Here is a 25,174-nt window from a genome sequence, read left to right as displayed (position 1 = left end):
CATGCCCCAGACATCCTCAGCACTGCATTTGTTCGCCGACGTGCTTGCACGCGTGCACGCCGCTTGCCGTACGCTTGCGGCGGAAGCCAACTGGCCCGAGGGCATAGATTTCTCGCGCGTGGTGGTCGAGCCGCCGCGCGATGCCTCCCATGGCGACATGGCGACCAACGCCGCGATGGTGCTGGCGAAAGAGGCAAAGGCAAAGCCGCGCGATCTCGCCGAGCAGATCGCCGAACGGCTGCGCGCCGACGCGCTGATTGCCAAGGTCGATGTCGCCGGTCCCGGCTTCATCAATTTGACGCTGAAGCCGGCCGCCTGGGCGGAGGCGCTGCGGACCGTGCTGCGCGAGGCCGCTGACTACGGCCGCGTCCGCGGTGGCTCCAAGGTCAATGTCGAATACGTCTCGGCCAATCCGACCGGGCCGATGCATGTCGGCCATTGCCGCGGCGCCGTGTTCGGCGACGCGCTTTCGAGCCTGCTCCAGTTCGCCGGCCACGACGTCACGCGCGAATATTACATCAACGATGCCGGCGCCCAGGTCGACGTGCTCGCACGCTCCGCCTTCCTCCGGTATCGCGAGGCGCTCGGCGAGGATATCGGTGCGATCCCGGAGGGTCTTTATCCGGGCGACTACCTCAAGCCAGTCGGCGCGGCGCTGGCGAAAGAGCACGGCGACAAGCTGCTCGCGATGAGCGAGGCCGGATGGCTGCCAACGGTGCGGGCCAAGGCGATCGCGATGATGATGGACGAGATCAAGGACGATCTCGCCGCCCTCAACATCCGCCACGACGTGTTTTTCTCGGAACGCTCGCTGATCGAGGCCGGCAACAACAAGGTTGCCGAAACGATCGATTTCCTGAAGGCCAAGGGCGACATCTACGAGGGCCGCCTGCCGCCGCCGAAGGGCGCCCCGGTCGAGGATTGGGAAGACCGCGAGCAGCTGCTGTTCAAGGCGACGGCTTACGGGGACGATGTCGATCGTCCGCTGATCAAGTCGGACAATTCCTACACGTACTTCGCCTCCGACATCGCCTACCACAAGAACAAGTTCGACCGCGGCTTCGCCGAGATGATCGACGTCTGGGGCGCCGACCATGGCGGCTACATCAAGCGCATGCAGGCGGCGGTGAAGGCGACGACCTCAGGGAAGGGGTCGCTCGATGTCAAGATCGTCCAGCTCGTCAAGCTGCTGCGTAATGGCGAGCCGGTGAAAATGTCCAAGCGGAGCGGGGACTTCGTCACCTTGCGTGAGGTGGTGGATGAAGTCGGCCAGGACGCCGTCCGCTTCATGATGCTCTATCGCAAGAACGACGCCGTGCTCGACTTCGACCTCGCCAAGGTCATGGAACAGTCGCGCGACAACCCGGTGTTCTACGTCCAGTATGGGCATGCCCGCGGCCACTCGATCTTCCGCAACGCGCGAGCTGAGGTGTTCCCGGAACTGCCGGAGGATTCGGGCAAACGCATCGCCTGGCTCAGTGAGTCGGCGGTGGAACGGCTGTCAGACCCGGTCGAGCTTGAACTTCTCAAGCGCCTCGCAATATATCCGCGCATGCTCGAAGCGGCTGCCGCGGCCCACGAGCCGCACCGAATTGCCTTTTATCTCTATGATTTAGCCAGCGAATTTCATGCGCTTTGGACGAAGGGGCGCGATTTGCCCTATTTACGCTTCATTATCAATAATGATGCAGATCTAACAAAGGCGCGGCTGGCCATGGTCCAGGGCGTCGTCTCGGTTCTGGCATCGGGCCTCGCCATCCTCGGCGTCCATGCCCCGAACGAGATGCGGTAGTTTGGGGCGAACTACTTAAGGGAAATTCGGGGGTAACCGGCAGAAGCCGGATCGCTTAGACTTGGTTGAAAGCCTTGTGGGTCGAAAGCCGTGCCTTGGTCGAGGGGCGCGCGGCTTTCCCGAAGGGACGCATCATCACGATGGCCGAACGATATCAGGACAGACCGTTTCCTTCCGATGACTATGGTCGCGGTGGCGACCCGCATGGAAGGACGGAAAGCGATCCCTTGGCTGAGCTCGCCCGCCTGATCGGACAGACCGATCCTTTCGCTGCGCAGGCGCGGCCCGGCGCGCGCCCGCCGGCAGGCGCTGCGCCCTCACAGAGCTATCAGGCCGACGACGATCGGCAGGGCGATTATCAGCAGGACTATGCCGAGCCGGCCCCGCCGACACCGCCCGGGCCGCCCTCATGGATGCGACGTGCCAATGTGCAGCCGCCGCCGGCACCCGCGCCGGAGCCTGACTATCCCGTCTCCGTGAATCCGGTCCATCCGCTGCATCGCTATTCAGCCCAGCCCGCCGCGCCGGAGGCTGATCATCATCAGCCGCAGGCCTATCAGGATCACGCCTATCAGGATCGCGCCTACCAGGGGCAGGCTTACCAGCAGCAGGATCACGCCTACCAGCAACAGGCCTATCCGGAGTCGCATCAGCAGCCCGACCCGGCGCGCTACGACGATGCGCTCTACGGCCGGCTGGAGGCAGGCGAGCAGGACTATCAGCGCGATCCGGCCTATCCCGACGATCCCTACGCCTACCAGAACGATTATCCCGAGGCAGAGCTCGAGGAGCCGAAGAAGCAGCGCGGCGGCATGATGACAGTCGCGGCGATCCTGGCGCTTGCCGTGGTCGGGACGGGCGCCGCGTTCGCCTACAAGACCTATGTCGGCTCGCCCCGCAGCGGCGAGCCGCCGATCATCAAGGCCGACAACACCCCGACCAAGATCGTGCCCGCGCCAGCGGATTCCTCGGCCAAGGTGCCGGATCGCATGGTGAGCGGCGATGGCTCCGAAAAGATCGTGCCGCGCGAAGAGGCGCCGGTCGACGTCAATGCCAAGGCGGGCGGTCCCCGCGTGGTGTTCCCGCCGTTGAACCAGAATGCGAACCCGCCGTCGGTCGCGAGCGTGTCGCCGTCCACGGTGCCGCCGCCGGGCGCGGGGGTGGCCGCGAGCAACGGCACGCTGCCGAACAATTCGCCGCGCGCGATCAGGACCGTGGCCGTGAAGGGCGATCAGACCGATAGCGCCACGCCGCAATCGGCCGCTGCCGCGAGGCCCACGCCCACGACGACTGCACCGAGGCCTGTTGCTGCGCCCGTCATCGCACCGGCCGCGCCGCGCAATCCGCCGACCTCGGCCAATGCCAGCGCCAACCAGCCGATGTCGCTGGCGCCGCAATCGGCACCGGCGACTGAGCCGCCGCAACGGATGGCTGCGACCGCCCCGACGCAAATCGCGCCCGCGAGCAGCGGCGGTGGCGGCTACATCGTGCAGGTCTCCTCGCAGCAGAGCGAGGATAGCGCCGCCGCGTCGTACCGCGTGCTTCAGAACAAGTATGGCAGCGTGCTCGGCTCCCGTTCGCCGGTGATCAAGCGCGTGGACCTCTCCGACAAGGGCAAGGGGGTCGTCTACCGCGCCTTCGCCGGCCCCTATGGTTCGGCGGAGGAGGCGACGCACGCCTGCAACAGCCTGAAGTCTGCCGGCTTGTCCGCCTGCTTCGTCCAGAGGAATTAATGGCCGTTTCCTTGACCCCCTCGCGGGTCAGGGTTAATCGGCCGTTATGAGCACGCGGGCCTTCATTACCGGCGTATCCGGAACCGAACTGACCGCCGTCGAGCGGGAGTTTATCCGCGACCAGCGCCCATGGGGCTTCATCCTGTTCAAGCGCAATGTCGCAACGCCAGTTCAAGTCGCTGCATTGGTTGCGGAATTGCGGGCAGCGGCAGGTGTCGCCGACGCGCCTGTCCTGATCGATCAGGAGGGCGGACGGGTGCAGCGGCTGGGTCCGCCGCACTGGCCGGTCTATCCGCCGGGCGCCGTTTTCTCGACCTTGTACGACACTGATTCGAACCTTGGGCTCACCGCGGCACGCCTTAGCGCTCGCCTGATGGCGGCCGATCTCGCCGATCTCGGCATTACCGTGGATTGCCTGCCGCTGGCCGACGTGCCGGTGCCGGGCGCGGACGCCGTCATCGGGAACCGGGCCTACGGCACTGAGCCGGCCAAGGTCGCGGCAATTGCGCGCGCCGTCACCGAAGGGCTGGAGCAGGGCGGCGTGCTGCCGGTCCTCAAACACATTCCCGGCCATGGCCGGGCCACCGCCGACACCCACTTCAAGCTGCCGACGGTGGATACGCCGAGGAACGAGCTGGAACAGACCGACTTCGCGGCGTTCAAGCCGCTGGCGGATCTCCCAATGGCCATGACTGCACATGTTGTGTTTAGCGCGGTCGACCCCGCCCATCCGGCGACGACATCTGCGACAATGATTGCTGACGTGATTCGCGGCGTAATCGGGTTCCAGGGTTTGTTAATGAGTGATGACGTGTCGATGAACGCGCTGTCGGGGAATATCGCGGAGCGAACCCGCGCCATCTTCGCGGCCGGTTGCGACGTGGCCCTGCATTGCAACGGCAATATCGAGGAGATGCGCGAGGTCGCCGGCCAGACACCTGAACTGTCCGGCCGGGCACTGGAGCGGGCGAACGCCGCGCTCGCCGCGCGCAGGGCGCCGCAACCGCTCGATCGCGTCGCCGCACGCACTGAGCTGGACGCATTGATCGCACGGGCAAACACGGCATCCGCATGACCGCAGAAATTCTATCCTTCGAAACCGGGCGGCCCGCAGAGCTTGCCGAGGGTGAGCCGGCGTTGGTGGTGGACGTCGAGGGCTATGAGGGCCCGCTCGACCTGCTGCTCGCGCTGGCGCGGCAGCAGAAAGTCGATCTCGCCAAGATCTCGATCCTGGCGCTGGCGGACCAGTACCTCCACTTCATCGAAGCCGCGCGGAAGATCCGGCTGGAGCTTGCCGCCGACTACCTCGTCATGGCGGCCTGGCTCGCCTTCCTGAAGTCGCGCCTGCTGCTCCCGGAGCCGCCGAGTGCGGAAGGCCCGAGCGCGGAACAGATGGCGACGGCGCTCGCCAACCGCCTGCGCCGGCTGGAAGCCATTCGCGAAGCCGCCAACCGGCTGATGAACAGGCCGCAATTGCAGCGCGACATTTTCCCGCGCGGCGAGCCCGAGCAAATCGCCGAGATCAAGCATCCGAAATACACGGCGACGCTGTACGATTTGCTCACCGCCTATGCCTCGCAGCGCCAGTCGCGCGTGCTGGCGAGCGTGCATCTGGCCAAGCGCACGGTGTGGTCGCTCGCCGAGGCGCGCGCCACGCTGGAGCGGCTGGTCGGCAGCATCAGCGAGCAGGATGACTGGGGCGTGCTCGACGACTTCCTGGTCCGGCATGTCGCCGATCCGACGCAGCGCGCGACGGTGTTCGCCTCGAGCTTTGCCGCTGCGCTCGAATTGGTGCGCGAAGGTCAGCTGGAGCTGAACCAGAAAGAGGCGTTTGCGCCGATCTATTTCCGAAAGGGGCGCCCGAAACCGGTCCCGGACGCAGTTCCTGCGCCTGATGCGCCGGTCGGTTAAGTGCAAGAAGGAGAAGCTACCATGGCAAGCCTGGCTGAAGTGCGGGTAGAAGAGGCCGAGCCGATGGAGAACGAAACCCAGGCACGTCCCGAGGAATTGCGGCTGCTGGAAGCGCTGCTGTTCGCTTCGAGTGAACCGCTGGACACCGCGACGCTGGCCAAGCGCATGCCCGAGGGCGTCGACGTCAAAGCCGCGCTCGAGCAACTCCAGGCCGACTATTCCTTGCGCGGGGTGAATCTCGTTCGCGTCGCCAACAAATGGACCTTTCGCACCGCCGGCGATCTCGCCTGGCTGATGACGCGGGAGAGCACCGAGACCCGCCGCCTGTCGCGCGCGGCGATCGAGGTGCTGGCGATCATTGCCTATCACCAGCCGGTGACGCGCGCCGAGATCGAGGAGATCCGCGGCGTCGTCACCTCGAAGGGCACGCTGGACGTGCTGCTGGAGACCGGCTGGATCAAGCCGCGTGGCCGCCGCAAGACGCCCGGCCGTCCGCTGACGTTCGGAACCACCGAGGACTTCCTGTCGCAGTTCACCCTGGAACAGCTCGGCGATCTGCCAGGTCTCGAGGAGCTGAAAGGCACGGGTCTGCTGGATTCGCGCCTGCCAACGGGATTCAGCGTGCCGACGCCGTCGGACGACCCGCAGCTCCGCGAGGACGAGGATCCGCTGGAACCGGGCGACGACCTCGATTTGGCGCTGGCGCCTGCGATCGAGCCGGAGTCCCCGGAAGAGACGGCGGACAGCGGCAAAGAGGACGGCGGCGAGGGTGGCACCGAGGAGTGACACCCGGGCTATTTGCGGGCTCCTGCGACCGGTTAACACTAGCAAGATTACGTAGTGCCGACAGCGAATTGGCACTGCCTTGGTCCTTGTTTTTGAGCCTTGCCAAGCCTAGGTTTCGGTGAAGATCGGCCGGGTCCCCGGCCATGCGCGTTTGGAGGGTTGCAGGATGGGTTCACTCAGCATTTGGCACTGGATCCTGGTGATCGCAGTGGTCCTGCTGCTGTTCGGCCGCGGCAAGATTTCGGATCTGATGGGCGACGTGGCGCAGGGCATCAAGGCATTCAAGAAGGGCATGCAGGACGACGACAAGCCCGCCGAGAAGCCGGAGCCGGCCAAGTCCATCGAACACAATGGCGCGCCGACTGCGGCGCGGTCCGACGTCGGCAGCAAGGCCGTCTGAGCCAGAGAGCACGCGAGACGCGGCCAGCGCCCCGATCCTGCGCGCAAGGGTTGGGCCGGCTGCGGCTGTCGTGAACGGAAGACCTCATGTTCGACATCGGGTGGAGTGAACTGGTCCTCATCGGGGTCGTGGCCCTGATCGCCATCGGCCCGAAAGAGCTGCCGGGCGTGCTGCGCATGGTCGGACAATGGTTGGGCAAAGCGCGCAAGATGGCCGCCGAATTCCAGGGCCAGTTCCAGGAAGCGATGCGCGAGGCCGAAATGGCCGACCTCAAGAAGAGCTTCGACGAGGTCAAGGAAGCCGCCACGGGATTCAATCCGCTGACCTCGCTCCAGAAGGACGTCAGCGACGCGCTGCGCGTTGATGCGCTCGACAAGCCGGCCGAGACCTCCACGACGACTGCCGGTGAACCTCCGACGGCTTCAAGTGAAGCGCCGACGACGCCCACAACGCCGGAGGCCCCGACGCCCGCGACCTTCATTGAAGCCGAGGCGCATGCGGCCGCGAACGAGCCGCTCGCGATCACCCGCGAGGTCGAGCAGGCAGCGGTTGCGCAGGACACCGCGCCATCCGAAGCGATCAAGGACGCCAAAGCGTCATGAGCGACGCCGATATCGAGGCCAGCAAAGCCCCGCTGATGGACCATTTGATCGAGCTGCGTTCGCGGCTGATCAAGGCTCTGCTCGGCTTCGGCATTGCCTTCATCTTCTGCTTCTTCTTCGCCAAGCAGATCTACAACGTGCTGGTCTGGCCGTTCGTGTGGATCGCGGGTCCGGAGAATTCCAAGTTCATCTACACGGCGCTGCTGGAGTATTTCATCACCCAGCTCAAGCTCGCGCTGTTCGGCGCCGGCTTCATCTCGTTCCCGATTATCGCGACGCAGATCTACAAATTCGTCGCGCCGGGGCTGTACAAGCACGAGAAGCAGGCCTTCCTGCCGTATCTGGTCGCGACCCCGTTCTTCTTCGTGCTCGGCGCGGCGCTGGTCTATTTCGTCGTGCTGCCGATGCTGGTTCGCTTCTCGCTCGGCATGCAGCAGGCCGGCAGCGACGAGACCGCGCAGATCCAGCTCTTGCCCAAGGTCGGCGAATATCTGTCGTTGATGATGTCGCTGATCTTCGCCTTCGGCATCGCCTTCCAGCTTCCGGTGATCCTGACTCTGCTCGGCCGCATCGGCATCGTGACCTCGAAGATGCTGCGCGAGAAGCGCCGCTATTTCATCGTCATCGCCTTTGTCATCGCAGCCGTTCTGACCCCGCCCGACGTGCTGAGCCAGTGCTCGCTCGCGATCCCGCTCATGGCGCTCTACGAGGGCTCGATCATCGCGGTCGGGATCGTGGAGAAGAAGGCGGCGGCAGCCGCGCAGGCGACCACCGGCACCGACGTCTCGACGCCAGCCAATCCGGCGGAGTAGGGCGCGCTTTCGCTCTATCATAGCGCCGTTCAGCCAATGATTCGTCGTGCCCGGGCTTGACCCGGGCCTCCACGACTTGATCTAAGGCGGCAGACACGTGGATGGCCGGGATGAACCCGGCCATGACGGGAAGACAGCCATGCACGACATCAGATCGATCCGCGACAATCCGCAAGCCTTCGACGCCGGCCTCGCACGGCGGGGTCTGAAGCCGTTGGCGGCCTCGCTGCTCGCGATCGACGAGAAGCGGCGGGCGGCGATCCTGGCTTCCGAACAGGCGCAGGCGCGGCGCAACGCGGCCTCCAAGGAAATCGGCGACGCCAAGAAGGCGAAGGACGAGGCACGCGCGGCCAAGCTGATGGCGGAGGTCGCCGAGCTCAAGACCACGATGCCGCAGCTCGAGGCCGCCGCGAAGACCGCCGACGATGAGCTGACGAAAGAGCTGTCCGCGATCCCGAACATTCCGTTGGACGAAGTGCCCGACGGTGTCGACGAGCACGGCAACGTGCAGCACCACGTGTTCGGCAACAAGCGCAACTACAGCTTCGCGCCGAAGCTGCATGACGATCTCGGCACCGCGCTCGGTGACATGGATTTCGAGGCGGCGGCAAAACTCTCCGGCGCGCGTTTCGTCGTGCTCAAGAAAGGGCTGGCTCGGCTCGAACGCGCGCTCGGCCAGTTCATGCTGAATTTGCACGTCGACGAGCACGGCTATACCGAGATCAATCCGCCGCTGCTGGTGCGCAACGAGATCATGTTCGGCACCGGGCAATTGCCGAAATTCGAGGACGACCAGTTCTGGGCAATCAAGGGCGAGCTTCTCGCTGCGCCCGACCAGGAGCGACTGAGGACAGAGCGCCTCGGCCTCATCCCCACCGCGGAAGTGTCGCTCACCAATCTCGCGCGCGAATCCGTTCTTGACGAGAAGCAATTGCCGATGCGGCTGACGGCATTGACGCCGTGTTTTCGTGCGGAGGCAGGCGCCGCCGGGCGCGACACGCGCGGCATGATCCGCCAGCACCAGTTCACCAAGGTCGAGCTGGTTTCGATCACGACACCCGAAACAAGCAAGGACGAGCACGAGCGGATGCTCGCGTGTGCCGAGGAAGTGCTGCGCCAGCTCGATCTGCACTATCGCGTCATGACGCTCTGCACCGGAGATATGGGTTTCTCGTCGCAAAAAACCTATGACATCGAGGTCTGGATGCCGGGGCAGGGTGAGGGCGGGGCATTCCGCGAGATCTCGAGCTGCTCGGTCTGCGGCGACTTTCAGGCGCGCCGTATGGATGCGCGCTCGCGCGGTCCCGACGGCAAGCCGCGTTTCGTGCACACGCTGAACGGCTCCGGCACCGCGCTCGGCCGTGCGCTGATCGCCGTGATGGAGACCTATCAGCAGGAGAACGGCTCGATCGCGGTCCCCGACGTGCTTCAGCCCTATATGGGCGGCGTGAAGGTGATCGGGCGCGAGTAAAGCGTTTTCGAGCGAAGTGGATACCGGTTCGCGTCAAGAAAAACGCGTCAAGACAAGAATCGCCTCGCCCGTCTGAAATGCTGGAAACGATCGGTTGCGAAGATCGGGCGGCCGGCTATCCTGCCGGCCCGTCGACGAGAACCCCACCGTTCATGGCCTTGCACCGCGACATCTTCTGGGTCGGCAGACAATGGGCGGTGACGGCTGCCGGCATCCAGGCCGTGGACCAGCGCCTGCGCGGCGTGCTCGACATCGAGATCGCGCGGCTCTGGGACGACGATCTCGTGCAGAGCCGGCGGGCCAAGCCCGGTGTGAATGCAGCAGATTTCGACAAGGCGCTCACGGTGGCGCGCGAGCGCTTTCCGCAGGCGCCGGAGTCGAACCCGTTCGTTGCGCAATTGGAAGCGCTCGGCGTGATCGAGGCTCCCGTCGCGAGCCCGGTGCTGCCGGTGATGAAGCTGCGTGCGGAGGGCAGGCTGGCGCGTTTTCTGCCGCAATGGCGCATCCGCCGGTAACGGGATTGAGCCGGAACCTGCCACCGGACCCCGAGCGGCCGGTTTGCCTGATCGGCCAGAGCCGGATAAGACGGCTCAGACCCCCTTCTGGAATCGACCTTTCGCATGCGCATTCTCTGCACCAATGACGACGGCATTCACGCCCCCGGCCTCAAAGTCGTGGAGGAGATCGCGCGCGCTCTGTCCGACGATGTCTGGGTCGTTGCCCCCGAGCTCGACCAATCCGGCGTGTCGCATTCGCTGTCGTTGAATGATCCGTTGCGTCTGCGCGAAGTCGGGCCCCGGCACTTTGCCGTGCGCGGCACGCCGACCGACTGCGTCATCATGGGCGCGCGCCATATCCTTGGGCCCAAACTGCCCGACATCGTGCTGTCCGGGGTCAACAAGGGCCGTAACGTCGCCGAGGACGTGGTCTATTCCGGCACCATCGCCGGCGCGTTGGAGGGCACCATTCTGGGATTGCCGTCGTTCGCGCTATCGCAGGAGTTCAGCGTCGAGACCCGCGAGCGCCCACCGTGGGACACCGCGCGCAAATTCGGGCCCGACATCCTGCGCAAGGTGATCGCCGCCGGCATCCCCAAGGACACCGTCATCAACGTCAACTTCCCGTCCTGCGCGCCGGAGGATGTGCTGGGCATCCGCGTCACGCGCCAGGGCAAACGCAATCTCGGCTTTCTCAGGATCGACGAGCGCAAGGACGGTCGGGGCAATCCCTATTTCTGGATTGGCTTCGAGCGCGCGGCGATGATGGACACGCTGGCCGACGGCACCGATCTCGCGGCGTTGCGCGAGCGCTATGTCTCGGTCACGCCGCTCAGGCTCGACCGCACCAACGAAGCGTTTTCGGAAGAGCTCAGCGCGACGCTGAAATAGCGGCTAGCCGCCGCGGAGTGCGGCTTCGATGGTCTTGCCGAGTGCGTCGAGCTGAAACGGCTTCTGAAGCGCCGGACGGTCGCGGTACTGCTCGGGCAGGCCGGAGGAGCCGTAGCCGGTGGCAAAGATGAACGGGCAGCCCTTGGCCTTGATGACATCGGCGACCGGCGAGATGACCTTGCCGTTGACGTTGACGTCGAGAATGGCGATGTCGAACTCGGTCGCCTGGGCGAGCCGCATGGCCTCGGTGATGTCGCCCGCCTCGGCAGCCACCTTGTAGCCGAGCTCTTCGAGCATGTCCGCGACCATCATCCTGATCATCACCTCGTCCTCGACGAGAAATACAGAGCGGCCGGAAAGCCCTGTCGCGGTCATGATTGAGTCCTTGCCCATTGCCAAAAACGTTCGCAGATAACACGAATTGACGCAATCCGTGTTTCGACCAACGAATGCCTGAAAATGGTCATCGCGGCTCGTTCGTGGCAAGCCAATTTGTGGTCAAATGCTCCACCCGAAGGCTATCATGAGTTCCTGGACAGGAACATGGTTCTCGCGTCCGGGCTTAACGCCCACTGGCCCCGGCAGGACAACGTAATCAGGCAATGACCGATCAGCACCCGCCGGAAAAGATGATGTTTCAGCTCACGCTGAGGCGTCGGGGCATCAGCGATCAAGCCGTGCTGCGAACCATGGAGGAGGTGCCGCGCGAGCTTTTTGTCGACGAGGCCGATCGCGACGGCGCCTACCGCGACAGTGCGCTGCCGATCGCCTGTGGACAGACCATCAGCCAGCCCTTCGTCGTGGCCTATATGACCGAGCAGCTCCAGCTCCGGAAGCAGCACCGCGTGCTCGAGATCGGGGCAGGTTCCGGCTATCAGGCGGCCGTGCTGTCGCGGCTCGCCGGCCAGGTCCTGACGGTCGAACGCTATCGCAAGCTTGCGGACACCGCGCGCGCCAGGCTTGAAAAACTGGACTGTCACAATGTCGAGGTGATGCTTGGCGACGGGCTCAATCTGCCGACCAATATCGGCCCGTTCGATCGCATCATCGTCACCGCCGCGGTGGAGCAACTTCCCGAGAATTTGGTCGAGCGGCTCGAGGTTGGCGGCATCCTGATCGCGCCGGTCGGCCCGCATCAGGGCGTGCAGACGTTGGTCCGCCTGACCCGCGGTGAATCCGGGATCGAGCGCAAGGAACTCGTCGAGGTCCGCTTCGTGCCGGCACTGCCCGGGGTGGCGCGGGAGCTGTAGATTTCCGGATTGGCTGTGCTGCCAACATCTTATTGGGAGGGTTAAGCCGTTATTTACTCGGCGCGTGTTTACTTAAAAGACCAGTTCTGTTGCGTACGAGTGAGTAACCATGTCCGCTGTCGCCGAGTTGCTTTACTCGCGCCGCGTACCGCAGGTCGCGGTGCTGGCGCTGATTTCCTTCAGCTTCGCAGGGTGCAGCGCCGACATGTCGTCGCGGCTGTCCCAGTCGAACTTCTCCAATCCCTTTGCCTCAGACCAGACCGGTTCGGTGCAGCAGGCACCGCCGCCGCAGCGTGAGCTGCCGCAATATTCGCGGCCGCAGACGCAGCCCGGCTATTATCAGTCGCAGCCCTTACCGCCGCCGGTGTCCGCGCCGCAATCCTATCCCGTCGCGGCAGGTGGCGGGGTGTCCGGAGGCGGGCGCGGCGTCAGCTCCTACGCGCCCCCGACGCAGCCGCATCTGGAGACCACGGCCACCGTGCCGCCGCGCTCCGTTGCCGCCGCTCAGCCGACCGGCGGGACCAAGATCATCGTCGGTACCAGCGACACGCTCGACCTGCTCGCCAAGCGCTATCACGTCACGCCGCAGGCGATCCTTGCCGCCAATGGCTACAAGGGCCCGCGCGCGCTCTCGCCTGGCCAGCAGCTGATCATCCCGCATCCGGCCACGGCCGCTGCGCCAGCGATGGCTCCCGTTGCGGCGGCTCCCGCTGCGAGGCCCGTTGCTACCATGGCTGCGCCATCGAGCACCCACTTCGTCAATCATGGCGACACGCTCGCCAGCATTGCCCGCAAGAACCATATTTCGTCGGCCGAGCTTGCCCGTGCCAACGGCCTCGATCCCTCGACCAAGCTCAAGCTCGGCACCAAGCTGACCGTGCCCGGTGTCAAGACCGCCGCCGTTGCAGCTCCGCTTGCTGCGGCTCCGGTCGGGGCCGCTCCGGTTGTGGGGACGCTGCAGCCGGTTGCCGCAGCTCCCGCGCCCGCCACCAAGATGGCCGCGGTCGCCGCTCCGGTGCAGAGCGCGCGCCTGGCCCAGGCCACCGCGAACGTCGACGAGAAGCCCGCCGAGACCCCAAAGGCTGCGGAGACCACCAGCGCGCTGCCGACCTTCCGCTGGCCGGTGCGCGGCAAGGTGGTCACGAGCTACGGCGCCAAGACCAACGGCAAGTCCAATGACGGCATCAATCTCGCGGTGCCCGAGGGGACGCCGGTCAAGGCGGCAGAAGATGGTGTCGTCGCCTATTCCGGCAACGAGCTGAAAGGTTACGGCAATCTGGTCCTGGTTCGGCATTCCAACGGCTACGTCACCGCATATGCCCATGCGAGTGAGCTGCTGGTGAAGCGCGGCGATCCCATCAAGCGCGGTCAGGTCATTGCCAAGTCGGGTCAATCCGGGGAGGTGGCGTCGCCGCAGCTCCACTTCGAGATCCGTAAGGGATCGAGCCCGGTTGACCCGCTTCAATTCCTGAACGGGGCGTGAGGCGAGGGCCCGCCGGGTCGGGCCACGCGATCACCACACGCAAGCTGTCATCGCCCGCCCTGTGCGCAATTGCGCACAGGAGCGGGCGATCCAGTATTCCAGAGACAGTTGTTGTTGAACCGATAAGCCGTGGCGTACGCCTTCGCGGGGAATGACAGTGTTGGTGTGGTGGCAGTTTCGACTAATTCGCCGTCAGCTTCACGCCCAGCCGGCCCGCCAGCTCCTGCACGAACTGCCAGGCGACGCGGCCCGAGCGTGAGCCACGGGTGGTCGACCATTCCAGCGCCTCGCGCTCCAGCGCCTCGTCGTCGACCTCAATGCGGAAATGGGTGCAATAGCCGCGCACCATGGCGAGGTATTCGTCCTGGCTGCAGCGGTGGAAGCCGAGCCACAGGCCGAAGCGATCGGACAGTGAGACCTTCTCCTCGACCGCTTCGCCGGGGTTGATCGCAGTCGAGCGCTCGTTCTCGATCATCTCGCGCGCGAGCAGATGCCGACGGTTCGAGGTGGCGTAGAGGATGACGTTATCGGGCCGGCCCTCGATGCCGCCTTCGAGCACCGCCTTGAGCGACTTGTACGAGGCGTCGTTGCCGTCGAAGGAGAGGTCGTCGCAGAATACGATAAAGCGGAAGGAGGAGGCCCGAAGCTGCTCCATCAGCGCGGGCAGGGTCTCGATGTCCTCGCGATGGATCTCGATCAGCTTCAGCTTCTCGGCCGCTTTGCGCTCCGCGTTGATGCTGGCATGCGCGGCCTTCACCAGCGACGATTTGCCCATGCCGCGTGCGCCCCAGAGCAGGGCGTTGTTGGCAGGCAGGCCGCCTGCGAAGCGCTCGGTGTTCTCCATCAGGATGTCGCGCATCCGATCGACGCCCTTCAGCAGGAACAGCTCGACGCGGCTGACCCGCGGTACGGCCGACAGGCGGCCGTCGGGGTGCCAGACATAGGCATCCGCCCGTTTGAACGATTCGCGTTCGGCTGCCGGCTGGCCCTGGACTGCGAGGTGCGCCGCAATAGTCTCCAGCGCGCGGACGATGCGGTCCTGGGAGAGGTCTGGGGCTGGCTGAGAAGTGGCCTTGGAGGCCGTCGTGGGGCGTTTTGCCGCGACGCGGGCAGGCTTCCTGGCAGGGGTGCGGGGGCCTTTGCCGGCCGGGCTTTTGCTTGATTTTTTGGGCATGTCCGAAGTTCCTGAGAACGCAGCCTTTATCGGGCCTGAGGGCGCGCCGCAAGGTGGCCAAAAGGGCGGTCTGGCAGCGTTGCAATTGGGGCAATGGCCGCTATAGTCCGCGCGAATTTGACCGAGCCGGTCGCCTTTGAGGGCCTGACCGGCTTTACCCCGTTCTCACGAGGATCGTCCGAATGCTGATTACTCCTGCGTATGCCCAGGCCGCGGGCGCCGGCGACACCAACAGCATGTTGATGTCGCTGCTGCCGTTCGCCCTGATCTTCGTGATCATGTACTTCCTGATTCTGCGCCCGCAGCAGAAGAAGGTCCGCGACCACGCCGACCTCGTGAAGAACATCCGCCGCGGCGACACCGTCGTGACTTCGGGCGGCCTCGTCGGCAAGGTCACCAAGGTCGTCGATGACGACCAGATCGAGTTCGAGATTTCCGACGGCGTGCGGGTGCGGCAGATGCGCCAGATGATCTCCGGCGTGCGCGCCAAGGGCGAGCCGGCCAAGGAATCCAAGGAAAGCGCGAAGGAAGCCGCCAAGGACGACGCCGCGTCGAAGTGAGCGCTTCCGCGAGCATCTCAAGTCTCCTGATCTGACAGGTCCAGTCGATGTTGTATTTCACGCGGTGGAAGGCGCTCGGGATTATCCTGACGGCGCTGATCGTGTGCCTCTGCGCGGTCCCGAACTTCTTCCCCGAGGCCCAGGTCAAGACCTGGCCCGCCTGGGCGCAGCGCCGGCTCGTGCTCGGCCTCGACCTCCAGGGCGGCTCCTATCTGCTGCTCGAGGTCGACTCCGCCTATGTGAAGAAGGAGCGGCTGGACCAGGTTCGTGACGACGTTCGCCGGACGCTGCGTGATGCCAAGATCGGCTTCACGGGTGGCGTGACCGTGCGCAACGACGCGGCCGAGGTGCGCATCACCAAGGAATCCGACGTTCAGGCTGCGCTCGCAAAGCTGCGCGATTTGTCTCAGCCGCTGGGCGGCCTGATGGGATCCAGCGGTCAGCGCGACCTCGAGGTGACCGATGCCGGCGGCGGGGTGATCCGTCTGACGGTCCCGCAGGCCGCAATGCTCGATCGCCTGCGCAAGACCATCGAGCAGTCGATCCAGATCGTCGAACGCCGCGTCAACGAGCTCGGCACCGTCGAGCCCGTGATCCAGCGCCAGGGCAATGACCGCATCCTGGTCCAGGTCCCCGGTCTTCAGGACCCGACCCGCCTGAAGGAATTGCTGGGCAAGACCGCTAAGATGGAATTCCGCATGGTCGACACCTCCGTGCCGCCGGATCAGGCGCAGCAGGGCAGGTTGCCGCCGGAATCCGAACTGCTGATGAGCGCCTCGCCGCCGCCCACACCCTATGTGGTCAAGAAGCAGGTGCTGGTCGCCGGCGGCGACCTGACCGACGCGCAGGCGAGCTTCGACCAGCGCACGGGGGAGCCGGTCGTCAGCTTCAAGTTCAACACCTCCGGCGCGCGCAAGTTCTCGCAGGCAACGCAAGAGAATGTCGGGCTGCCGTTCGCGATCGTGCTCGACAACAAGGTGATCTCGGCGCCCGTCATCCGCGAGCCCATCACCGGTGGCCAGGGCCAGATCTCCGGCAGCTTCACCGTGCAATCGGCCAACGATCTTGCGATCCTGCTGCGCGCCGGCGCGCTGCCGGCGCCGCTGACCGTGGTCGAGGAGCGCACCGTCGGTCCGGGCCTCGGCCAGGACTCGATCGAGAAGGGCGAGCTGGCGGCTTATGTCGGCTCGATCCTCGTCATCGTCTTCATGCTGCTGACCTACCGGCTGTTCGGGGTGTTCGCCAACATCGCGGTGGCCATCAACGTCGCCATGATCTTCGGCCTGTTGTCCCTGCTCAATGCCACGCTGACGCTGCCCGGCATCGCCGGCATCGTGCTCACGGTCGGAATCGCGGTGGACTCCAACGTGCTGATCTATGAGCGCATCCGTGAGGAGCTGCGCGGCGGACGCAACGCGATCTCGGCTATCGACGCCGGATTCAAGCGGGCGCTGGCGACCATCCTCGATTCCAACATCACCACCTTCATTGCCGCTGCGGTGCTGTTCTACATCGGCACCGGCCCGGTGCGCGGCTTTGCCGTGACGCTCGGCATCGGCATCATCACCACGGTGTTCACCGCCTTCACCATGACCCGGCTGATCGTCGCCTGGTGGGTGCGGTGGAAGCGGCCGCAGAGCGTGCCGATCTAGGAGCTAAGACCGTGACTCACTACGTTCTCATCGGGCTTGGCATCTTGATTGCCGTCCTCACCGTGGTCGCAGCCCTCGGCCTGCTGCCGTCGCTGCGTATCGTCCCGGACGACACGCATTTCGATTTCACGCGCTTCCGCCGCATCAGCTTCCCGATCTCGGCGGCGCTGTCGATCGTCGCGATCACGTTGTTCTTCACCCATGGGCTGAATTTCGGCATCGACTTCCGCGGCGGCACGCTGCTGGAGGTCAGAGCGAAGTCGGGCACCGCGGACATCGCCGCGATGCGCACGACGCTGGATTCCTTGCGTCTCGGCGAAGTGCAGTTGCAGCAATTCGGCGATGCCGCGAACGTCCTAATCCGAGTAGCCGAGCAGCCGGGCGGCGATGCCGCGCAGCAGCAGGCAGTGCAGAAGGTTCGTTCCGCGCTCGGTGATTCCGTCGAGTACCGCCGCGTCGAAGTGGTCGGCCCGCGCGTTTCCGGCGAGCTGTTGGCCTACGGCATGCTCGGCCTGATGCTCGCGATCGTCTCGATCCTGATCTATCTCTGGTTCCGGTTCGAATGGCAGTTCGCGCTGGGCGCCATGATCGCCAACGTGCACGACATCGTGCTGACGATCGGCTTCATGTCGATCAGCCAGGTCGATTTCGACCTGACCAGCATTGCCGCGCTGCTGACGATTCTCGGCTATTCGCTCAACGACACCGTCGTCATCTACGACCGCATCCGTGAAATGCTGCGTCGCTACAAGAAGATGCCGATGCCGCAGCTGCTCAACGAGTCCATCAACTCGACGCTGTCGCGCTCCATCATCACCCACTTCACCGTGACGCTCGCGTTGCTGGCGTTGCTCTTGTTCGGCGGTCACGCGATCCACAGCTTCACCGCGGTGATGATGTTCGGCGTGGTGCTGGTCGGCACCTATACGTCGATCTTCATCGCTGCGCCGATCCTGATCTATCTCGGCGTCGGCGAGCATCGCGAGGATGCGCCCGATACGGCTACGCCGGCGAAGAAAAACAAGGCATGATCCGAACCGCATGCCCTCGCACGAGTTGGCGAGGGCAGTAAGCTCATTCGGACCAAGCTCATGGCCGGCGATCCCAACGCTCCCCATTTCCCGCGCTCGGCGCCGATCGAGGCCTATGGCAAGGGCGGCTTCGCCTTCGCCGGCATGTCGCATCGCGGCTCGCTGCTCTGCCTGCCGGACGCGATCTGGGCCTGGGACGTGACCGATCCCGCGAAGATCGACCGCTATTCGCTGGATCGGGTCTTCACGGCCGCCAACAGCATCGACACGCTCCTGGTCGGCACCGGAACCGGGGTCTGGCTGCCGCCGCCGGAGCTGCGCCAGGCGCTCAAAGCGGTGAGGGTGGTGCTGGACACGATGCAGACCGGGCCTGCCGTGCGCACCTACAACATCATGATCGGCGAACGGCGGCGGGTCGCCGCTGCGCTGATCGCGGTGCTATGAACTGCACATGAGCAGCGCCGCTCCGCCGCCCGATTCCGTCACCTTCTGCGCCGATCTCGTGCGCAGCCATGACTTTCCGCGCTATGCCGCGACGCTGTTCGCGCCCGCCGCCGAGCGGCGCGCGTTGCTGGCGCTCTACGCCTTCAATGTCGAGATCGTCCGCGTCCGCGACCAGGTGAGCCAGCCGCTGCCCGGCGAGATCCGCTTTCAATGGTGGACCGACCTGTTTTCGGGCCTGGTCCACGGCAGTGCCGAGGGCAACCCGGTCGCGGCGGAGCTGCTGCGTGCGATCCGTGATGTCGACTTGCCGGTCGAGCCGCTGTCGCTGCTCGTCGACGAGCACCAGTTCGACCTCTACAACGACCCGATGCCAACGCTGACCGCGCTGGAGGGCTATCTGGCCGCGACCTGTTCGGCGTTGTTTGGTCTGGTGGCGCAGGTTCTGGGGCCGCCATCGGAGGCGGTCGAGCATCTCGCCCGTCATGCGGGACTGGCACAGGGCATCGTGCAGGTCATTGCGAACCTGCCGCGCGATGCATCGCACCGGCAGCTGTTCCTGCCGCAGCAGGTGCTGGCGAGCCATGGCTGCGAGATGGAGGACGTGTTTGCCGGCAAGGACAGTTCGAACCTCCGCGCCGTGCTGGAGCAGCTCGTGGGCGAGGCGCAGCAGCATTTGACCACGGCCCTGTCGCTGCTGGCGCAAGTGCCGGTCGCCGTGCGTCCGGCGTTTCTGCCGCTGAGTCAGGTCAAGGCCGATCTCAAGCGCCTGTCGCACCCCGGCCGCAATCCGTTCGCGCCGCAGCCGACGTCGCGGCTGCGCACGCTCTGGACGCTGTGGCGGGCTTCACGTTCCCGGGAATTTACCAAATAGCGGCTGGCATATCGCCTCGAACCGCCGGATGCTCTATGCTGTCCCATGGCTGAGTTGTCCCAAAGCACGTCGTCCGATCTAAGCGGTTTTCCGGTCGCGCCAGGCGACATTCATGCCGCCGCCGCCACCATCCGGGGTGCCGTCGTCGAGACGCCCTGCAGCTACAGCCGCACGCTGAGCAACATCTGCGGCTGCGAGATCTGGCTCAAATTCGAGAACCTCCAGTTCACCTCCTCCTTCAAGGAGCGCGGCGCGCTCAACCGCCTCACCGCGCTGACGCCGGAGGAGCGTGCGCGCGGTGTCATCGCCATGTCGGCCGGAAACCACGCGCAGGGCGTTGCCTATCACGCCAAGCGGCTCGGCATTCCCGCCACCATCGTCATGCCGGTCGGCACGCCCATGGTGAAGATCGAGAACACCCGGCATCACGGCGCGGAAGTGCTCGTCACGGGCGCGACGCTGGAGGAGGCGGCCGCGTTCGCGCGGGGCCACGGCGAAGCCCGCGGCATGATCTTCGTCCACCCCTACGACGATCCGCTTGTGATCGCGGGGCAGGGCACCATCGGGCTCGAGATGATGAGAGCCGTGCCGGAGCTCGAGACGCTGGTCGTCCCGATCGGCGGCGGCGGCCTGATCAGCGGCATCGGCATTGCCGCGAAATCGATCAAGCCGTCACTGCGAGTCCTGGGCGTCGAGGCCTGGCTTTATCCCTCGATGTACAACGCCATCCATGACGGCAATCTGCCGGCGCGCGGCGATACGCTGGCCGAAGGCATCGCAGTGAAATCGCCCGGCAAGATCACGACCGAAATCGTCCGCCGCCTCGTCGACGACATCGCGCTGGTGAACGAAGCCGAGCTCGAGCGCGCGGTGGCGACCCTGATCTCGATCGAGAAGACGGTGGTCGAGGGTGCCGGCGCCGCCGGCCTCGCCGCGCTGATGTCCGATCCCTCCCGCTTTGCCGGCCAGAAGGTCGGCTTGGTACTCAGTGGCGGCAATATCGACACGCGGCTGATCGCATCCGTCCTCACGCGCGAGCTCGCGCGCGAAGGGCGGCTGACGCAGCTTTCGCTCGATATTCCTGATCGCCCCGGGCAGCTGGCCGCCGTCGCGGCGCTGCTGGCCGAAGCCGGCGCCAACATCATCGAAGTCTCGCACCAGCGGACGTTCTCCGACCTGCCGGCCAAGGCGACGCTGCTGCAACTCGTCATCGAGACCCGCGACAGCGCCCATCTCGACGAGGTCATGGCAAGGCTCAGTGCGTCCGGCTTGAGCGCGCGCTGCACCTGAGTGCGCGCTACGATCGCCGCGTCAATCCCGCGAGGTGGCCGATCAGCCGGTCGACCTCGGCTTCCGTGTTGTAGTAGTGCGGCGACGCCCGCACGACATGCGGCAACGCGCGACGTTCGGCATCGATGCGCGTGCTCGGCGGATCGGAAGCGCCGATCGTGATGGCGGCCGCAGCGGCACTGGCGACAATGGCGTCCGCCTCGTGTCCGTCCATCGTGAAGCTGACGATGGCACCCGGCGCGCGTCCGAGGTCGCGAATGGTGATGCCGGGAAGGGCCGCGAGGCCGCTGCGAAGACGGCCGGCAAGCATGCGGCAGCGTTGTTCGATCGGAGCAATGCCGATCTCGAGGGCGTAGTCGACGGCCGCGCCGAGCCCTAGCCGGGCCGCGTAGTTGTTCTCCCAGGTCTCGAAGCGGCGGGCATCGTCGCGCAGCCGGTACTCGTCGCGCAAGACCCAGGGCGCGGCGAAGTGATCGATCATCGGAGGCTCGAGCCGCTGCAGCATCGCCCTGCGGACGTAGAGAAAGCCGGTGCCGCGCGGGCCGCGGAGGAATTTGCGCCCCGTGGCCGACAGCATGTCGCAACCGATCGCCTCGACGTCCACCTCCATCTGGCCGACCGCCTGACAGGCGTCGAGCAGATAGGGGATGCCGTGCGTCCGCGCAATCTTGCCGATCGCAGCCGCCGGATTGACCAGCCCGCCATTGGTCGGAACCCAGGTGATGGCGATGAGTTTGACGCGCTCATCGATCATGCGTTGGAGCGCGAGGACGTCGAGCTCGCCGCTGGCATCGCTTGGCACCACATCGATGACTGCGCCGGTACGTTTGGCGACCTGAAGGAACGCCACGTAATTGGCGGCATATTCCGCCTCGGCGGTCAGGATGCGATCGCCCTTGCGAAACGAAAGCGAATAGAACGCCATCTGCCAGGCAACCGTCGCATTCTCCACGAGCGCGATCTCGTCGGGCGCAGCATTCAGCAGGCGCGCCACCGAGCCGTAGACCGCTTCGAGCCGTGCGGCCTCCCGGTCAGCCGCGGCATAACCGCCGATCTCACTCTCCAGATCGATATGCTGCTTCATCGCCACGACAACAGGGGTCGGCATGAGTGCCGCACCGGCGTTGTGGAGATAGGCAAGCCGGCTGGTGGCCGGCGTGTCGGCTCGTATTTCACCGATGTCGATCACTTATGCCTCCACTTCTCGCAATCCGCATTCACGCATTAGATGCGTCGAGCGGTCTGAGCAAGATGTCAGGCCCAAGGGCTTGCCAGATCTCAGATGCAGAGGCTGAGCAGCTTGATGTGACAGTTGCTGGACTTCGGCTTGCTCGCCGGCGCGCCCTCGCGTTTCACGGCAACGAGCGGCTCCTTGTCCTTCTTCTTGCCTTTGCCCTTTGGCTCGTAATCGCCCGCGATCACCATGGCCCAGTAGGTGCGCTTGCCGCCGGCGTTTTTGGCGCTGGCGATGCCGACGCGGGAGGCGTTGTGCAGCAACAGGTTCTTGCGGTGCCCGGACGAGTCGATCCACTGTCCCAGGGTCTTCTCGAAATTATCGTAGCCGTAGGCGATGTTCTCGGCGGCGCGGCCGGCGCCGGCCGGCGCGACACGGCGGTTGAACGGGCCGAGCGCGTCGTGGCTGAGATCGTCCTTGGCGGCCATCGCGCGGGCCTGGTCCATGGCGATGCGGTCGAGGGTGGCATCGCGGACGACGCGGACTTCACCGTGTTTGAGGCGGAAGCTGGAGATCAGCTCGGCCGGAGAATCCGCCCTCGCGGGCGCGCCCGCCAGCAGCAGCAGGCCGGCGATCATTCCGCCGACCCCACGACGCATCATCGTCCACCGAGTGCCCATAACCCCACCGAGCCCAAATTGCCCGACCGCTTCTCTATCGCCAATGTGGACGCTTCAAGGCGCGGGCGGCCTGTCAGCTCGTCGGCAGGTCCGCTTCAAAGTTGAAGCGGTCGCGCAGATTCTTCCGTTGTTCCAGGATGTCCTTGAGGAAGGCGCGGTCCTGGTCGTTCTTCATCATCGGCTCGATCAGGTCGAGCTGATTCATGGCGACCAGTTGCAGGATTTCGGTCCGCGGCTTGCCGCTGGTATCGCGCGGCAGCGCGTGCACGACCTGGATGTGTTCCGGCGGCTTCGGCCCCTTCGCTGCCGTGAGCTCGTTCCGCAACTGGCCTTCGAGCGTGGCTTGATCCGCCTCGACGAAGGCATAGAGCCCGACGCCGGAGCGGCGGTCGGCAAAAGCGACGATTGCCGTGTCGCGCACGGCCGGGTTCTTGCGGATCAACTCGGTCAGCACCGGCGCGTCATTGACCAGCCTGCGGCCGCCGCCCTCGCGGTCGGTGAAGTTGAACAGGCCGCGGGTGATGGCGCGATAGACCTTCTTACCGGTGGCGAGCCACAGGCTTGCCGCGAACGACTTCTTGGCCAGGATCTTGCGCTCGCGCGGCGTCAGCGCCTCCGGCGCGTAGGAGCGCTTGTGCTTGAGCAGATGCCGAAGGTCTTCGTAGGCGAGGATGCGATAGAGCCGACCGCGCCGCGCAAAGCACGCCGCGAGCTGGAAGTCGGTCACATAGGCGCGGCCGTCGCGGCCGACCAGCCAGTTCTGTTCCTTGGCAAGATCGTTGTGGCAGATGCCGGCGCGGCGCAGCCGGCGCAGGGCCACCTTGGCCGAACGGAAATAGGCGAGGTCGCCATGCGGCTTTGCCAGATGCAAAGCGGCGCCGTCGACGAAGCCGCGCACCAGCGCGCGGCGGCCGGCCCAGAGCAGCTCGGGTCCGACGTTGAGGCCTTTGGCGAGCACCAGCGCATGCTTCTCGCGGGCGAACAGGTGGCGCGCCAGCAGGAACGACCACCACGGCACTTCGTCCAGCCGGCGCAGCACCGCGTCGACTTCGCCGCTCTCGCCGCGGAAACGCCCGCGCTCGACGGTCGAGAACACGTCGCGCTTGAGCAGCACGCCCTCGGTCCAGCGCGCCGAAAGCGTCGCGGCGTCGTCTTTGGGGAGGCTCATTGCAAACTCACGCGGCTGCGGCCATGCGCAAATGATCGGCGATCCAGCGATCGAGATCGGCGAGTGCCAAGGCGCTCATCGCCTGCTTCTTGGCCACCGTCTTCTCGTTGCCGCGCAGGCGCGTGCCGTCGGGCTTCTTCGTCGGCACGGTCGCAAGCGGCGGGAACAGGCCGAAATTGATGTTCATCGGCTGGAACGACCGTGTCCCGGGCTCGATGGTCTCGATATGGCCGCCGGTGATGTGGCCGAGTAGAGATCCCAGCGCGGTGGTCCCCGGTGGGCTCGCCAGGGTTTCGCCGCGTGCGTCGGCCGCCGCATAGAGACCGGCGATCAGACCGACGCTGGCAGACTCCACATAGCCCTCGCAGCCCGTCATCTGCCCGGCAAAGCGCAGCCGTGGCTGCGCGCGCAGGCGCAACTGACTGTCGAGCAGCTTTGGCGAGTTGAGGAAGGTGTTGCGATGCAGGCCGCCGAGGCGGGCGAACTCAGCCTTCTCCAGACCGGGAATGGTGCGGAAGATGCGCTGCTGCTCGCCGTATTTCAGCTTCGTCTGGAAGCCGACGATGTTGTAGAGCGTGCCGAGCTTGTTGTCCTGACGCAGCTGCACGATGGCGTAGGCCTTCGTGGCGGGATCGTGTGGATTGGTAAGGCCGACCGGCTTCATGGGGCCGTGGCGCAGCGTCTCGGGGCCACGCTCTGCCATCACTTCGATCGGCAGGCAGCCGTCGAAATAGGGCGTGTCGGTCTCCCACTCCTTGAACTCGGTCTTCTCACCGGCGATCAGCGCGGCGACGAAGCCATCATACTGCTCCTTGGTCATCGGGCAGTTGATGTAGTCCGCGCCGGTGCCACCGGGGCCGACCTTGTCGTAGCGTGACTGGAACCAGGCTACCGACATGTCGATGGATTCGCGGTGCACGATCGGCGCGATCGCGTCGAAGAAGGCGAGGGCGTTCTCGTCGGTCAACTCTCGGATGGCATCGGCCAGCGGGGCGGAGGTGAGGGGGCCGGTGGCAACGATCACATTGCTCCAGTCGGCCGACGGCAGGCCTGCGATCTCGCCGCGGGCGATCTCGATCAGGGGATGGTCGTTCAGCGCCTTGGTGACGGCCGCGGAGAAGCCATCGCGGTCGACCGCAAGGGCGCCGCCGGCGGGCACCTGGTTGGCATCAGCCGCTCGCATGACCAGCGAATCGAGCCGGCGCATCTCGGCATGCAGCAGGCCGACGGCGTTGTTGGCGGCATCGTCCGAGCGGAATGAATTGGAGCAGACGAGCTCGGCGAGCCCGTCGGTGCGGTGCGCCTCGGTCATGCGGGTGGGCCGCATCTCATGCAGCACCACGGGGACGCCGGCTTTCGCGACCTGCCAAGCTGCCTCTGAGCCGGCAAGGCCGGCGCCGATCACGTGCACAATGTTGGATAGGGGTCCTGTCATGGGGCGGACAGGTAGCGCTTTTCGGCGATCAGTGGAATCGTCGAGATCGAGTTTTCTGCCACCAGAT

At 65.5% G+C, this 25,174-nt stretch carries 25 protein-coding genes; 19 read left to right on the top strand and 6 right to left on the bottom strand.

Annotated elements, in window-relative coordinates; genetic code table 11:
- Nucleotide 1 precedes the first annotated feature (1 nt).
- From argS to surE, 11 genes are all read left to right on the top strand, one after another.
- Nucleotides 2-1,792: an arginine--tRNA ligase gene (gene argS, locus IVA81_RS21085; protein ID WP_247321499.1), complete on the top strand. Its 1,791-nt coding sequence runs from the start codon at nucleotides 2-4 to the stop codon at nucleotides 1,790-1,792.
- A gap of 140 nt (nucleotides 1,793-1,932) precedes the next feature.
- Entirely contained in the window at nucleotides 1,933-3,525 is a 1,593-nt protein-coding gene (locus tag IVA81_RS21080) for an SPOR domain-containing protein (RefSeq protein ID WP_247321497.1), read from the top strand.
- A gap of 46 nt (nucleotides 3,526-3,571) precedes the next feature.
- On the top strand, nucleotides 3,572-4,600 hold the full coding sequence (gene nagZ, locus IVA81_RS21075; protein WP_247321496.1) for a beta-N-acetylhexosaminidase: 1,029 nt from the start codon (nucleotides 3,572-3,574) through the stop codon (nucleotides 4,598-4,600).
- The gene (locus IVA81_RS21070; protein ID WP_247321495.1) at nucleotides 4,597-5,436 is read left to right on the top strand and encodes a ScpA family protein; all 840 of its coding nucleotides are present in this window, start codon (nucleotides 4,597-4,599) and stop codon (nucleotides 5,434-5,436) included. The genes nagZ and IVA81_RS21070 overlap by 4 nt, the downstream gene beginning before the upstream one ends.
- Nucleotides 5,437-5,457: 21 nt before the next feature.
- Entirely contained in the window at nucleotides 5,458-6,222 is a 765-nt protein-coding gene (gene scpB / locus IVA81_RS21065; RefSeq protein WP_247321493.1) for an SMC-Scp complex subunit ScpB, read from the top strand.
- Between the two features lie 166 nt (nucleotides 6,223-6,388).
- Nucleotides 6,389-6,622, top strand: a complete 234-nt coding sequence (locus tag IVA81_RS21060; protein ID WP_018317874.1) for a twin-arginine translocase TatA/TatE family subunit — start codon at nucleotides 6,389-6,391, stop codon at nucleotides 6,620-6,622.
- An 86-nt stretch (nucleotides 6,623-6,708) separates the two neighbouring features.
- Entirely contained in the window at nucleotides 6,709-7,224 is a 516-nt protein-coding gene (tatB, locus tag IVA81_RS21055; protein ID WP_247321490.1) for a Sec-independent protein translocase protein TatB, read from the top strand.
- On the top strand, nucleotides 7,221-8,036 hold the full coding sequence (gene tatC, locus IVA81_RS21050) for a twin-arginine translocase subunit TatC (RefSeq protein WP_247321488.1): 816 nt from the start codon (nucleotides 7,221-7,223) through the stop codon (nucleotides 8,034-8,036). Before tatB ends, tatC begins: the two co-directional genes overlap by 4 nt.
- Nucleotides 8,037-8,175: 139 nt before the next feature.
- Nucleotides 8,176-9,507 carry a serine--tRNA ligase gene (gene serS, locus IVA81_RS21045; protein WP_247321470.1) on the top strand — a complete coding sequence of 444 codons (1,332 nt, stop codon included), beginning with the start codon at nucleotides 8,176-8,178 and terminating at the stop codon, nucleotides 9,505-9,507.
- A 152-nt stretch (nucleotides 9,508-9,659) separates the two neighbouring features.
- On the top strand, nucleotides 9,660-10,022 hold the full coding sequence (locus tag IVA81_RS21040) for a hypothetical protein (protein WP_247321468.1): 363 nt from the start codon (nucleotides 9,660-9,662) through the stop codon (nucleotides 10,020-10,022).
- A 105-nt stretch (nucleotides 10,023-10,127) separates the two neighbouring features.
- Entirely contained in the window at nucleotides 10,128-10,895 is a 768-nt protein-coding gene (gene surE / locus IVA81_RS21035; protein WP_247321466.1) for a 5'/3'-nucleotidase SurE, read from the top strand.
- Nucleotides 10,896-10,898: 3 nt separating this feature from the next.
- On the opposite strand, the gene IVA81_RS21030 is transcribed toward surE, so the two are convergent.
- Nucleotides 10,899-11,270 carry a response regulator gene (locus IVA81_RS21030; RefSeq protein ID WP_008547195.1) on the bottom strand — a complete coding sequence of 124 codons (372 nt, stop codon included), beginning with the start codon at nucleotides 11,268-11,270 and terminating at the stop codon, nucleotides 10,899-10,901.
- Nucleotides 11,271-11,497: 227 nt separating this feature from the next.
- On the opposite strand from IVA81_RS21030, the gene IVA81_RS21025 reads away from it, so the two are divergent.
- Nucleotides 11,498-12,145, top strand: a complete 648-nt coding sequence (locus IVA81_RS21025) for a protein-L-isoaspartate(D-aspartate) O-methyltransferase (RefSeq protein ID WP_247321464.1) — start codon at nucleotides 11,498-11,500, stop codon at nucleotides 12,143-12,145.
- Between the two features lie 109 nt (nucleotides 12,146-12,254).
- Nucleotides 12,255-13,628, top strand: a complete 1,374-nt coding sequence (locus IVA81_RS21020; RefSeq protein WP_247321462.1) for a peptidoglycan DD-metalloendopeptidase family protein — start codon at nucleotides 12,255-12,257, stop codon at nucleotides 13,626-13,628.
- A 181-nt stretch (nucleotides 13,629-13,809) separates the two neighbouring features.
- Here the strand turns inward: IVA81_RS21020 and IVA81_RS21015 are convergent, their stop codons facing one another.
- Nucleotides 13,810-14,802: an ATP-binding protein gene (locus IVA81_RS21015; RefSeq protein WP_247321460.1), complete on the bottom strand. Its 993-nt coding sequence runs from the start codon at nucleotides 14,800-14,802 to the stop codon at nucleotides 13,810-13,812.
- A 182-nt stretch (nucleotides 14,803-14,984) separates the two neighbouring features.
- Here IVA81_RS21015 and yajC point away from each other — a divergent pair, with 182 nt between their 5' ends.
- The 6 genes from yajC to IVA81_RS20985 are packed head-to-tail and all read left to right on the top strand — an operon-like array spanning nucleotide 14,985 to nucleotide 20,650.
- The gene (yajC, locus tag IVA81_RS21010; RefSeq protein ID WP_247321458.1) at nucleotides 14,985-15,362 is read left to right on the top strand and encodes a preprotein translocase subunit YajC; all 378 of its coding nucleotides are present in this window, start codon (nucleotides 14,985-14,987) and stop codon (nucleotides 15,360-15,362) included.
- 47 nt (nucleotides 15,363-15,409) lie between these two features.
- Nucleotides 15,410-17,014, top strand: a complete 1,605-nt coding sequence (gene secD / locus IVA81_RS21005; protein WP_247321456.1) for a protein translocase subunit SecD — start codon at nucleotides 15,410-15,412, stop codon at nucleotides 17,012-17,014.
- Nucleotides 17,015-17,025: 11 nt separating this feature from the next.
- A complete protein-coding gene (gene secF, locus IVA81_RS21000) occupies nucleotides 17,026-18,045 on the top strand; it encodes a protein translocase subunit SecF (protein ID WP_247321454.1) in 1,020 nt (339 codons plus the stop codon).
- A 60-nt stretch (nucleotides 18,046-18,105) separates the two neighbouring features.
- Entirely contained in the window at nucleotides 18,106-18,489 is a 384-nt protein-coding gene (locus tag IVA81_RS20995) for an Mth938-like domain-containing protein (RefSeq protein WP_247321452.1), read from the top strand.
- Nucleotides 18,490-18,496: 7 nt separating this feature from the next.
- Nucleotides 18,497-19,360, top strand: a complete 864-nt coding sequence (locus tag IVA81_RS20990; protein ID WP_247321450.1) for a phytoene/squalene synthase family protein — start codon at nucleotides 18,497-18,499, stop codon at nucleotides 19,358-19,360.
- A gap of 45 nt (nucleotides 19,361-19,405) precedes the next feature.
- On the top strand, nucleotides 19,406-20,650 hold the full coding sequence (locus IVA81_RS20985) for a threonine ammonia-lyase (protein WP_247321448.1): 1,245 nt from the start codon (nucleotides 19,406-19,408) through the stop codon (nucleotides 20,648-20,650).
- A gap of 7 nt (nucleotides 20,651-20,657) precedes the next feature.
- Here the strand turns inward: IVA81_RS20985 and IVA81_RS20980 are convergent, their stop codons facing one another.
- The 4 genes from IVA81_RS20980 to trmFO all read right to left on the bottom strand — a co-directional run bounded on the left by IVA81_RS20980 (nucleotide 20,658) and on the right by trmFO (nucleotide 25,107).
- Nucleotides 20,658-21,839 (bottom strand): aminotransferase class V-fold PLP-dependent enzyme, encoded by a 1,182-nt coding sequence (locus IVA81_RS20980; protein ID WP_247321447.1) that lies wholly within the window; start codon nucleotides 21,837-21,839, stop codon nucleotides 20,658-20,660.
- Nucleotides 21,840-21,928: 89 nt separating this feature from the next.
- The gene (locus tag IVA81_RS20975) at nucleotides 21,929-22,483 is read right to left on the bottom strand and encodes a CAP domain-containing protein (protein ID WP_247321847.1); all 555 of its coding nucleotides are present in this window, start codon (nucleotides 22,481-22,483) and stop codon (nucleotides 21,929-21,931) included.
- A gap of 94 nt (nucleotides 22,484-22,577) precedes the next feature.
- Nucleotides 22,578-23,672 (bottom strand): serine/threonine protein kinase, encoded by a 1,095-nt coding sequence (locus IVA81_RS20970; RefSeq protein WP_247321445.1) that lies wholly within the window; start codon nucleotides 23,670-23,672, stop codon nucleotides 22,578-22,580.
- Nucleotides 23,673-23,679: 7 nt separating this feature from the next.
- Nucleotides 23,680-25,107, bottom strand: coding sequence for a methylenetetrahydrofolate--tRNA-(uracil(54)-C(5))-methyltransferase (FADH(2)-oxidizing) TrmFO (gene trmFO, locus IVA81_RS20965; protein WP_247321443.1), 1,428 nt, complete (start codon nucleotides 25,105-25,107; stop codon nucleotides 23,680-23,682).
- Between the last annotated feature and the right edge of the window lie 67 nt (nucleotides 25,108-25,174).

The organism is Bradyrhizobium sp. 141 (assembly GCF_023074055.1).
Taxonomy (GTDB): Bacteria; Pseudomonadota; Alphaproteobacteria; order Rhizobiales; family Xanthobacteraceae; genus Bradyrhizobium.
Note: the sequence above shows the minus strand (reverse complement) of the source record. Positions and strands in the feature narration are given on the sequence as shown.